The sequence below is a fragment of the Rothia sp. HMSC069C04 genome (genome assembly GCF_001812895.1).
GTDB lineage: Bacteria > Actinomycetota > Actinomycetes > Actinomycetales > Micrococcaceae > Rothia.
Window position 1 is genome coordinate 166,819 of record NZ_KV810762.1, and the last position, 12,379, is coordinate 179,197.

The 12,379-nt window shown below is 52.8% G+C and carries 5 protein-coding genes and 1 pseudogene; all 6 read right to left on the reverse strand.

Annotated features, from left to right (window positions below; all coding sequences use genetic code 11):
• Window positions 1-250, reverse strand: a pseudogene (locus HMPREF2879_RS09465) (hypothetical protein); the annotation flags it as partial.
• A gap of 36 nt (window positions 251-286) precedes the next feature.
• Entirely contained in the window at window positions 287-7,138 is a 6,852-nt protein-coding gene (locus HMPREF2879_RS09230; RefSeq protein WP_083309644.1) for a DUF6531 domain-containing protein, read from the reverse strand.
• Window positions 7,139-7,393: 255 nt separating this feature from the next.
• A complete protein-coding gene (locus HMPREF2879_RS08310) occupies window positions 7,394-8,182 on the reverse strand; it encodes a DUF6318 family protein (RefSeq protein ID WP_246822939.1) in 789 nt (262 codons plus the stop codon).
• A gap of 74 nt (window positions 8,183-8,256) precedes the next feature.
• Window positions 8,257-8,847 carry a DUF6318 family protein gene (locus tag HMPREF2879_RS08315; RefSeq protein WP_070506373.1) on the reverse strand — a complete coding sequence of 197 codons (591 nt, stop codon included), beginning with the start codon at window positions 8,845-8,847 and terminating at the stop codon, window positions 8,257-8,259.
• Between the two features lie 436 nt (window positions 8,848-9,283).
• Entirely contained in the window at window positions 9,284-10,507 is a 1,224-nt protein-coding gene (gene pgk / locus HMPREF2879_RS08320; protein WP_005506145.1) for a phosphoglycerate kinase, read from the reverse strand.
• A 345-nt stretch (window positions 10,508-10,852) separates the two neighbouring features.
• Window positions 10,853-11,857 carry a type I glyceraldehyde-3-phosphate dehydrogenase gene (gene gap / locus HMPREF2879_RS08325; RefSeq protein WP_005506148.1) on the reverse strand — a complete coding sequence of 335 codons (1,005 nt, stop codon included), beginning with the start codon at window positions 11,855-11,857 and terminating at the stop codon, window positions 10,853-10,855.
• Between the last annotated feature and the right edge of the window lie 522 nt (window positions 11,858-12,379).

Here is a 12,379-nt window from a genome sequence, read left to right on the forward strand (position 1 = left end):
GCGAATCGGATGCCAAAAGCATATAGTTTTGGCACCCATAGTAGTATTCACAGAAATATTTTAAAATTTGAACTGTAAATATAGGATTGTATGAGAAAACATATCCCGGTATGGGTGAGGAATACGCAGGGTGCTCATAGTTAGCAGGAACATGAACCCCAATCATATCAGTCTCACCCAAATCATACTTACCCCTGTAATCTTTCCCGTCAAAGAATGATCCATATACATGATTTATTACAGGCTCCATATAAACTCTCCTCCTCACATCGTACCAACAGAAATTTTAGCTCTTATAGAGCTCATATGCTCCACGTGTAATCGAATTACTTTTTGAGGTATTCGTCCCCGTATACAACCCCGTTCCTCCCCTTTCATTAGGATTATCTTCAAGAGCTACATAATCCCCTGTGTCGAGATGCACCGCAGTATCATAACCATGGCCATTCGAAATATTATTCCTAGTAGCATCAACATAAACATTCATATCATGAGGACCCAACACACCAGAAACGTTGGGGCTCTCAACAACATGTATTTCTTGAGCAGGATCTTTAATTTCTGCCTTATTTTGGGGAGCAAGAGAAGGGACTGGGTCCTGAGCATTAACAACTGAAACATAATTAAATTTATGCTGCAGATCCTCCCTCTGGCTTTCAAGATTCGCAACAGGCGAGCCATAAGTCACCACGCTGGAAACTTTATACTTACTATTAAATTCCTTATTGTTAGCCAAAGAGTATGCCACAGCACCACCCTGGGAGTGACCCACTAGAACAACTTGATCTACACCCATAACATCGGCTTGATGCATTGCATTTTCTACCATACGGTGATATGGGGAAAGTTCATCTATGGGTTTATCAGAAGTGTTTGCCCCTAGTCCCAAATTATTTCCAATAGACCCAAGCTCACCTTGCTTATCGCCAAAATCTGTTCCTGGAATATATACATACGCAATTTTCTCACCTGTATTTTTATTTTTATAAACATCAATCTGAACAGAAGAATAACCTTTATCTCCTTCAGATTTTTCCATCTCCTTAACATGAGGATTGTCGTTAACCGAATTCATACGCTGCGCCACCTCATAATCACTTTTGGGCGGAATCGGCGGGATATCGCCACTCTGGCCATATTGCCTATGGACATTTAGATCTTCAATTTTAGGGGAGAATGTGTCGTCCCATGCCTCCCTATTAGTAAAGTAAACGCCAGCTGAGCCAAATACGAGAGGACCAAAAAAGAAAAATCTTCCCAGATCTCTTAGTCCTGTTGCACCAGCAGCGTTAGCTTCACTTCTTTGCCTGAAGCCAGATGCTTGATGTTCTCTAAAATCTATCACCGACATCGGGCGCAAACCCCACGGGTCAGCTAGAGAAATAGGATTCCAGCCCACAAACGAATTTACATCAATGCCATGTACAATACCCGGCACCGAGCTCAAAGCATCGGTGGACACAAAACGGCGCACGCCAGCATCAGCTACACGGAAACCCATAAAATCAAGGCCAACAATATTGACTGAGGAAGCTGCCGGACCAGCACTAACCATGCCAAGGCCGGGAACAGTAGGAACAGTAACTACATCACTTTCCCACGGATTAGAAGACATAGACCAGCCCAAGCCATAGCCCAGTTCCTCCGCAGAAGAGATCTTCTCCAGCACAGAACCAGCACTCATTCCGCCCACACCCAGCACCATAGGTACAGATGAAACAGCGTCCCACATCAAAGGCATAGACGAACCGGAGACATCCACCGTAGTGCTAGGATGCACGGAGGCAAGCTCACCAGTCATGTCATGGTGCAGTGACCATTCTTCACCGCCCTGGCGAATAGCATTCACCTGCCCCATAACATCCCAGCCAAGGGTACGTTCACGGCGCTGTCCAGTCAGCTCGTCCGTGGTCACCTCACGGACGCGCTCACCGGCAGCGTTATAGAAATACTCAGTTCGAGAACGATTCTGGGCAGTACCACCTGCACCATACTGCACCTCAGAAACAGCGCTGAGCAGACCAATTGAATTATGGCTGAAGGCGCGTTCCAGCAGCAGGGCGTTATTTCCCTGCTCACAATTATGCTTATACAATGCCTCGGCGACCATCATGCCGTTTTCGTAGGTCCAGGTTCGCTCCTGAACACCATCCGATACAGAGATGAGAGCACCCGAAGCATCATAACGATACTTCATAGTGTGTGCCTCAGGCTTATTTTCTGCACCTTCAAGAGTGCAGACAGCAACCTGAGAAGAAGCGTTACGTTCCACATGAGCAACAAACGTACTTACAGGTGCACTACCAGTTCCCAACTCATGGGTACCGGTACGCTCTACCTTGTACTCCACGGGAACATGCTTAACAGGATCGAGTTCCCACACGGTATAAGTGTCATCTGTACACGCCGAAGTTAGGGCACCACACGGAGCATGGGTAAATTCCATCTCCCTGGTACGAGCAAAGACATCCTTAGACTGGGCGTGGCGCACTCGACCTGCGCCGTCACGTATCCAGCGAACTGAACCGTACGGGTTGCTACTCATTACCAGAACGCCATCAGCATCGTAGGTATAGTTCAGCGTGTACTCACCACGCTGCTTAAACGCTTGCAAGGCATGGAGAGTACGCTGGCTCGCGTCCGGGGCGCGAAGAATACCCGTGGTGTGATCAGCAATAGACACCGTACTTGAGATGCGCTTCATGTTCATATCACCATGGGGTACGCGAGTACGGCTCAGCAACCTGCCAGATGCAGAGTACTCATAGATATGCTCTGCCTTTGCATCATTTACCGAAACCTTCAACGTGCCCTGCTGAGAGCCACGTCCATTCATCAAGGAATATTCAAAAGTTCCCTGAAGTTCACCATCAACAGTGACCGAACGGAGCACACCCCCGCGAGCGTAATCATACTCAAACGAACGGATACGTTCGCCATCGTTCATCGTCAGAAGACGGCCTGCAGCATCGTAAGAGAAAGTACGTACGAGAGAGTCTGCCGCACTTTCAACCGTAAAACTTGTACCCGAACGTTCTTCACGCAGAAGACGTCCTGCCGCGTCCCATTCATAGCTCGTTACGATACCCGCAGGCGTAATCCAGCGCAGAGGACGTGCGAGCGCATCATACTCACAGCGGGAGGTACCACCCAAAGCGTCATCAACGCTCACAAGGCGACCTGCCGCATCGTATGAGAAAGAACGAGTACCTTCAACACTATCTTCAATACGTGCAATAAGTCCACGTGAAGTGTAGCTGTAGCAGGTGACCTTCTCCCCCGTATCTTCTTTAATGCGTCGGCCAGCAGCATCGTAGGTGTACTGTACAAGGCGCGACGGGGTAGCTGAAGTATCTGCAGAATCCCGAATGGTCTTCTCTAACAAACGACCTGCGAGATCGTACGTAAAGATAGTCTCCAGGTAACCCTCATCAGTATCGAGCTCGGTCGTTTTCTTGAGGGTTTTCTGGCTGGTACAACGGCCTGCCGCGTCATATTCAAAGAAAGTCTCTCGACCAGCTACACTGATGCTACGACTCATACGTCCCTGAGCATCGTACTCGAAGCTAATTGCCCCGCCATCGGCAGAGCTAATCTGAGCAATCTGACCGTGAGTGTTATATCCAGCCTGCGCAGAGCTATCAGATGAAGAGTTGAGAAGGATAGAGGCATCCGGCATGTTCAGCTTAGGAACGGGCACCCCAAAGAGAACCGCCATATCCTGACGGTTCTCAAACATCGTAATAACAGACGGAAGATGAGCAGCAGTAAGGGCGCTATCGCCTCGCGATACGTTATCGCGGGAACCCAAAATAGTGGGAACACGAAGTTCCGGCTGCACCAAGCTCCACGACGCCCAAGGACCCGCAGGACGCTCAGAAGGCTGCTTACCTGCTGAAGCAAGCCCCGCAAGAGAAGAGTTAGAGCGCAAAGATCCAGCGGGACCCAGACCCGGCACCATATTCATCAGAGAATTTGATGCAGAGACAACTCGTCCCAGGGCATCGGTTACAACGGCGTAGTTACCAGGCGCGCCCTCAACTCGCATTGAATACTCACCGTGAGAGCGCGAGTGGGTAATGCTCAAAGCTACACCAGTAGCGTCCACAATGCGGCTCAGGTCGCCAGTTAGAGAATATTCGTATTCGGTACGAGCCCCGCAGGGGTCAACGATAGCGACGAGCTGCGAGAGTTCGTCGTATTCATAATGGGTCTGGGCTCCTGTGGCATCAGTCATGGAGACAACGTTGCCCCAGGTGTCGCGTTCAACACTGGTTCGGTTACCCATAGGGTCAACCACAGCACTTAGGTGACCAGCTGAGTATTCAAAAGTAGTGATGTTACCTTCAGGGTCGGTCAGCGCTGTCAAGTGTTGCTCGGAGGTCGGCGTAGCATTCTGAGCTGCCTCTTCATAAGACAAACCCCAACGAGCACCTATAGCATCGGTCACTGCGCTGAGGCGCCCGCTCGCATCCCACTCAAAATACTGGGTATCTCCGAGAGGATTAGTTACTGAGCGCAGGTTGCCAGCAGCATCATACGAGTACTGCGTTTGCGCACCACTAGAGTCCGTGGAGCTCAGAAGCTGTCCACAGTCATTGTAGGTAAAGTGCTGTTTGGATCCTGATTCATCAGTGACGGCGGTGCAATGACCGGCGTTGTCCCATTCAAGATAAGTTGTATTGCCTCCGTTACGGGTAATAGTCAGGGGGTTAGGGTCCAGCGGATTCTGGGAGTAGGTATAGCGTGTTTCAGCAAGGATGCCTGCACGCCGATCCTTATTCATAATTCGGTGGGCAAGCATACGGTCGTACTCATCCCACGTATAACGGTGGACCGCACCTTCCGGAGTATTCTCCGAGACAAGGCGAGCACGTTCATCATAGCTACGATGCGTCACAGATCCGTCACGCTCGCAGATATAGGTACGGTAACCGTAGGAGTTGTATCGCATGGACTGGCGGCTTCCGTCACCAGCCACGAGGGAAACAAGCTGACCGTGTTCATTCGAACGCCAAATATTAGCGTGCTCACCGGTTTCGGAATCTTCAATCACGGTCATCAGACCGTGCTCATAGCGGTAGCTAATATTTCGACCATGCTCGGTCTTCTGGGCTACGATGCGACCGTCAGCGTCATAGCTATTCTCAACCTCGCAATATCCCGTTTCATTCCAGACACGGTGGATAAGGTTATCCTCCGTCTGTTCATAACGGCGGGTACCATCAGGTCGCTGAACTTCACAAAGTACGCCAGCAGAATTGTAAATATAGCGCGCATCGTTCAGCTGGCTTTCGACCTGTCCTGATGAATGTTTTTCAAAGGAACCTTCATTGAAGTTATTCAGAGACGCAGCAGATACAAAACCCTGGGCGTCATAGCTGACAACAATGCCCTGCGCGCTAAGAGGCTGAATCAAAGCGATCGGTCGCTGAACTACGGATTCCCCATCAGCATTAGCCTTTGGGCCACGGTTGTAAAGAGCAACTATAGCTGAGCTGGGGTGCCCCTCCATGAAAGCAACCAATTCACCCGAAGGAGCATAGAAATAACGGCTACCAGAATGGTTAGTAACAGACCAGTAGTAACTGGGTTCAGACGATTCCGTTACTTCAAAGGATGACGGCAGTAGACGATGGGCGGACTTGACCGCTTTATTCACAGCAGAGTATAGGGCGCGATAAAGCGCCTCTTGTCCTTCGGTATCTTCTTCGAAGGGCGCAGAGACTGAATCCACATTATACGTAGGTGCCGCGTCTAGAGCAGACTCGGATACCTTCTCCAGCCAGTAGGGGGCGTTGGGAGTTCGTGCATACCCGCTAGCCGAGTTCGTATCACGTTCAAAGACGAGTTCACGACCGTCGGCAGTGTGCCATGAGATGCTATCGGAGTTTTGCTCAAGTCGGCTATCCAGCATGCTTGACCAGCCCTTGCCAAAAGCACCGTGAGGGGTATTCGGGAGGGCAGCGAGAACACTGTTGTAGGTGCGCTCAAGACGCAACACAGGGTTTACATGAGAGCGAAGGTCAACTTCACTTTCAATGAAGTTACCGGTTGCAACGTTGACGGGGTCATTTGCGTAGCCGGATGAGATATTTACACCGGTAATGCTCATGCCAGGAACCTGCAGTAGGTGATGCATGGGAATATCATCATGCATCAGCTCATTCAGAAGGTTCATGTCGAGGCTAACTTGAGCCTTTGCCCCAGGCCCGGAAAGATCAACAGAACCCTCCACCGAAGCACTAGTGAGATTGCCATAAGTTGCAGCATCAAGCATTACCTGAGCAACTTTTCCTAGCCAGGTAGCATCTTCATACACATCTTCAATCCAGGTGTGCAACGCAGCAATCAAAGAATCAGCGTTAAAAGTTCCCCACGAAGTATTCGAACGGAACTGAGCATAGGTGGACGCTACGCGAAGCTGCACCTGGTCAAGTTCAGCATTCATAGAAAGAGTGACCTGACGATGCTGATACGCATTGTGCGGAATGATAGAAACCGTAGATCCATCAGAAGCAAGCGCAATCTGGGTATTCAAATGCTGAGTACCCTGTGCAGAAGAGTTTGCCTCGGCAAACTGTCCGAGAGCGCTTTGAGAAACTCCCGAAGAAACTGAGTTACCCTGAGCACCAGTGAAGGGGTCAGCTACAGGTCGTGGAGTGTAGACCTCAAAATGCGGGGGACTGGATGGTATAGGACGAGGAGGGATCTCCAGTTTGTAGTCAGAATTACTCTTATAGTTATATTGATACCAAGGAGTGGTCTGCCTCTCATGGATTGCATGTTGCTTACGCCTTTTGAGTTCCTCCCATTCAGTAATCTCTCGACGAATACGCTCTTCCTCCCGGGCAGCTTTGATATAAGTCTCCATATTACGAGCTGCGTTGCTAAAGCATTCCTTAAACTCGCGCAACAGCGCAAATGACGAAGCAAGCTTTGCCCTATACACTCGTGCATAGCCACCGGTGAACCCCTCCAGAGCGAGCTGAGCGGCACCACAAGTACCGTCGGCGCCATAGCGGGCAGGGAGCTGATGCTCGATTACTTGAGTTAGATGCGTCAAATGTGTTTTGAGAGCCTCGGCGCTCTCAAAATCAAAAGGAACAGCTTCAGTATTAGCGTGGACATAACCCATTGTGTATTTACTTCCGGAAGTTGATGTGACAGTGAACGAGCATCCTCGTTCACATTCGTTGCATGTGTGTCCTCACTCGGTGACAGTGAGAATCACACACCTTTCAAGGTAACACACGCACACTCTGCACACGAACTCAGCAGGACGGATTCCACCTCCCCTAGCCAGCCGCGAAGAGCCCCCCTGAAAAGTGCAGCAAGAAACCCCCACCAGCACAGTACCGAAAGTACTGCCCGGCGGGGGTATCTAGAGTAGCTACAGCTGCCCGAATCCTCGCGGGTAGATCGGCTCGTAGGTGTTGCGGTTGCTGTAGCCGTCACGGTCAACCACAATCACCCACTGCCCGCGCAGATGCTCCACAGCCAGCGAGAAACGCCCCAGATACCTCAAATATTTGTTGACATCCTGCTTCTCACCCGTCTCAGTCACGTAAAACGCCAGGTCCGTAGCCTTAGTCGTGTACAGGGTGCTCACCAGAATATTTCGGCTCGTATTTTTAGCCTTTTCACCGGCGATAAGATCATCAACAACGTTGGCGTTCAGCACATTCTTATCAGCCGAAATAACCCACCCGCGCTTCTCCCTGTACAGGCGAAGAATTTCGGGATGTAGCACCTTTTCGGGGTCTGTGACCTTGGAAAGAGGCTCCGTGTCGCCCGTGTGGTAGAAGTAATTCATCGACGCAAAGAAGTACGCCACGAATGCGTACAAGCCGGCGCGGTCGTAGTTATCCATTCCGGGCTGCTGGATAGGGTATGGCACGTTCTGCGCCGCCTGCGCCTCGGTGGCAGGAATGAAGCGGCCCTTACGCTCGAATGCCGTGTAGACGAGCGGCCCGGAGGAAGGCCCCAAGGTACGGAGCTCATCGTACTTCTCCGTGGGTTCCAGGCTCACAAACTCCTGGTCCCGCTTCTTATCGGCTTGGGAATCCGAGCTCATCGTATTGAGCAGGTTGACACCCCAGCCAAAAGCCACCGCGACGAGGGCGGCACCGGCGAACACGCCAGCCCGTATAAACTTGGCGCGAGACAGCATAGATCTCATGTACGCTCGTTGCTCGTTATATCCGGGTCCGCCGTATCCGGGTCCACCAAAGTTATTCGTCATGATGCCCTCCCCTAGCTCAAACTATTTTCTGGGATGAATTGGACGGGCCTCCACTCATTCGTGAATTGTGTGCGTAGAGTCCCGTGTATTGCGCCGTCACGAATCAGGCCGCGCGTATCAAAATCGGTGATGGGATACACCTGATTTGTGTCCTTGCGGTACACCTGAACTTCGGGAAGAATATCGAACCGCACATTCCATTCCACAATTTTTAGCGTCTCGTCAATGAGGCGCGGCTGCCCCTCCAAAAGGTTCATGGTCAGAATCTGGGGGTTAGGGGTAATGACCCAGCCTTTACCTTCTTCGTAGAGGTCCTGAATGGTGGGGAAGAACATTTCCTCGCTGATATTGTCCATTCTCAGAACCGCAGGTTCCGAGGCGAGAATCATGTAATTCTGGCAGGCGTAGTAGTAGCCCAGGTAGGGGCGCAGGTTCCTCGCCGCATAGTGCCTCGGCCTGTACCTCACCCCCGGCGCCGGCGCCGAGTAGGCGGGGTGGTCCCGGTTTGCGGGTGTGTAGGGCCCAATCACGCCATCGGCAACGTACGGGTATGTTCCGGTGTAGTCTTTTTCGTCAAAGAGCGCTTGAGCGTTTACGGTCATTCTTTGCCTCCTTGGATTCGATGTTCACTAGTTGCCGTTTTCATAAGCTGCCGAGGTGGTCCTGGACTGCTCGGGCGGCTGGGTTCAGCACCTGGGCGTCTTCGCCCGCCTGTATTTGCTTGCCTGTATTTGTTTGCCTGTGGAGGTGCGTGCGCTCCCTGTTTCGCTCCCCCGCGGCAACCGTATGGGTACCGCCCGGTGAGCGCCGGGGCCCTCTATATTTCCAGTCTAGTAAAGCTGCTCTGTCCCTCTCGGATACAGGCGGCGAATCGAGGGAATCCACAGCAAATAGCCAGGAAACAGCCCCACACCCTGCCCGCGCAGGATTATCCGGGCATGAGCGGGCATGCAGAAACCCCCGCCGGAACGGTACCGAAATACCGCCCCAGCGGGGGTTCCTTACACTAAAACCGTGTACTAAATCTGTGCACCCAGATTAGGCGCCCAGTGCCTCCAGGCCGGGCAGGGTCTTACCCTCAATGTACTCGAGGGAAGCGCCACCACCGGTGGAGATGTGGCCGAACTGCTCATCCTTGAAGCCCAGGTTACGGACTGCAGATGCGGAGTCGCCACCACCAATGATGGAGAACGAGTCAGACTCGACGATAGCCTGAGCCACTGCGCGGGTACCCTCAGCGAAGGGAGCAATCTCGAACACGCCAACGGGGCCGTTCCAGAAGATGGTCTTTGCACCCTTGATCTTCTCAGCGAAAATCTCGCGGGTCTTGGGGCCAATGTCCAGGCCCTCAGCCTCTGCGCCCAGCTTGCCGCCGGTCAGGTCCTCAATCGGGCGAATCTCGGTGTTAGCGTCAGCGGAGAATGCGTCAGACCAGACAACGTCCACTGCGGTGATGATCTCGGTGCCCTTCTCGGGAGCTTCCTTCAGGTAACGCAGAACGTTGTCGACCTGGTCCTTCTCCAGCAGCGACTGGCCAACCTCGTAGCCCTGTGCGTATGCGAAGGTGTAGCCCATACCGCCACCAATGAGGATGGTGTCAGCCTTACCAATCAGGTTGTCAATCACGGCGAGCTTATCGGAAACCTTAGCGCCACCCATGACCACGACGAAGGGACGCTCGGGGTCGTTCAGGGTCTTAGCCAGAACGTCAACTTCCTTCTTCACCAGGTCACCCAGGTATGCGGGCAGGCGCTTAGCAACGTCGTAGACGGAAGCGTGCTTGCGGTGAACTGCACCGAATGCGTCGTTCACGTATGCGCCGTTCTCACCGGTCAGTGCGACCAGCTCGTCAGCGAATTCGCCGCGCTCTGCGTCGTCCTTGGAGGTCTCGCGTGCGTCGTAGCGGACGTTCTCAACAACCAGAACTTCGCCGTCAGCCAGGGCTGCTGCCTTAGCCTTTGCGTCCTCGCCTACCAGGTCGGTTGCAACCTTCACGGGCACGGATGCCAGCTCAGCCAAGCGTGCAGCTGCCGGTGCGATGGAGTACTGGGGGTCAACCTTGCCCTTGGGGCGGCCCAGGTGTGCGGTCACGATAACGCGTGCGCCAGCCTTGGCAAGCTTCTCAATGACGGGCAGGGATGCGCGGACGCGGCCGTCGTCGGTGACAACGCCGTCCTTCAGGGGTACGTTCAGGTCGGAACGAACGAGAACGTGGCGGCCTGCGACGCCTTCTTCGAGCAGTTCGGACAGTGCCTTAGCCATAGGAATTCCTCCTGGATAGGTGGGTTTATATACCGTTTCCATCATACCGAACATTAGGGTGTTTGACAGCCTAAAAAATAGCTTTTATATGGTGTTTTTCCGCAGAATATCGCGGATATTCGCACTCTCTATCAGCTATCTTCTTACGGTATTTTTGACCCAAAAAGGGCGACGGAAAACAGTATGTTTATACGTTTTTAGGGGTTTTATTCAAGGCCCTTACACATGGGTCTTGGTACAGCAAACCCCGACTCCCCCGCTTGATGCGGTGGTGCCGGGGTTCACTATGCGTTAGTTACGCTGGGTGACGCTTACACTCGGTTAGCGTCGTAAGCCTATTGGGGCTTAGAGGGATGCCACAACCTTGTTGGTGAACATCACGAGGCGTGCAACGTAGCCGTACTCGTTGTCGTACCAAGCGATAACCTTCACCTGGTCGCCGATGACCTTGGTCAGCGGTGCGTCGAAGACGGTGGAGATGGGCTCACCCTCGATGTCCTTGGACACGATGGGATCCTCGTTGTACTTGATGATGCCCTTCATGGGGCCCTCAGCTGCTGCCTTGACTGCTGCGTTGACTTCCTCAACGGTGACCTCGCGCTCAGCGGTGAAGGTCAGGTCGGTGATGGAGCCGGTGATGGTGGGAACGCGGACTGCGAAGCCGTCCAGCTTACCCTTCAGCTCGGGCAGAACCAGGCCAACAGCTGCTGCTGCACCGGTGGAGGTGGGGACCATGTTCACAGCTGCTGCGCGTGCACGGCGCAGGTCGCGGTGGGGAGCATCCTGCAGACGCTGGTCAGCGGTGTATGCGTGGATGGTGGTCATCAGACCCTGCTTGATGCCGAATGCGTCGTTCAGGACCTTAGCCATCGGAGCGAGGCAGTTGGTGGTGCAGGATGCGTTGGAGACGATGTGGTGGTTAGCTGCATCGTACTGGTCGTCGTTCACACCCATGACGAAGGTGCCGTCGATGTTCTTACCGGGAGCGGAGAGGATAACCTTCTTAGCGCCAGCCTCGATGTGTGCCTTTGCCTTGCTGCCTTCGGTGAAGAAACCGGTGGACTCGAGGACTACGTCAACGCCCAGGTCCTTCCAGGGGAGGTTCTGGGGGTCACGCTCAGCGAGGATCTTGATTTCCTTGCCGTCAACAACCAGCGCGCCTTCCTTGACCTCAACCTCTGCGTTGAAGCGACCCATGATGGAGTCGTACTTGAGCAGGTGTGCCAGGGTCTCAACATCGGTGAGGTCGTTGATTGCGACGATCTCGAAGCCGACGCCCTCGGTCTGAGCTGCGCGGAAGAAGGTGCGGCCGATGCGGCCGAAGCCGTTGATTGCTACGCGTACAGTCACTGGAGTATCTCCTTGTCAGTGCGTTGGTGGCGGTGTACAAATCCGATGCCTTGCAGGCTCTGGTTTAGTCGGATTCGTCCGTGCTCTATGTTGCCCGGTGCGTTCCGCCGTTGTTGGTAATAATCCTACCCTAGTTTGTGTGTGTTTTGGTGTGTTGTATCGAGAAATTTTTGTGAGTTGCGCCATAAAAACCGACAAAAACCCGTTGTTTTCTGTTGGTTTGCGTTGTGTTCGCCCCTAGAAAATGTTGCGATACGGTCACGGCAACATAAACACACATGAAACGCACATTTACTAAAAACCGCGCCATATCAAGGCAAAATCTGAGGGTAAAAAATACCCTTTCACCTGCGAATGGGTTTCACTGACGCCCCATGCGCTCGCACGCAGTGCAATTTCTCACGCGAAAACAGACGAGCCCAACGTAAGACACACCACAGCCTCAAAACGGGTTAAATACGCTCCCGGCACACAGTTTTCGTGTCGTGTTTCGTGTCGCCCGCGGCGCATCGTACGGGAACA

Excerpts from the sequence above, each read along its gene's own strand:
- HMPREF2879_RS09230 (WP_083309644.1), bottom strand. The coding sequence starts at position 7,138 with ATGGGTTATGTCCACGCTAATACTGAAGCTGTTCCTTTTGATTTTGAG.
- HMPREF2879_RS08310 (WP_246822939.1), bottom strand. The coding sequence starts at position 8,182 with ATGAGATCTATGCTGTCTCGCGCCAAGTTTATACGGGCTGGCGTGTTC.
- HMPREF2879_RS08315 (WP_070506373.1), bottom strand. The coding sequence starts at position 8,847 with ATGACCGTAAACGCTCAAGCGCTCTTTGACGAAAAAGACTACACCGGA.
- pgk (WP_005506145.1), bottom strand. The coding sequence starts at position 10,507 with ATGGCTAAGGCACTGTCCGAACTGCTCGAAGAAGGCGTCGCAGGCCGC.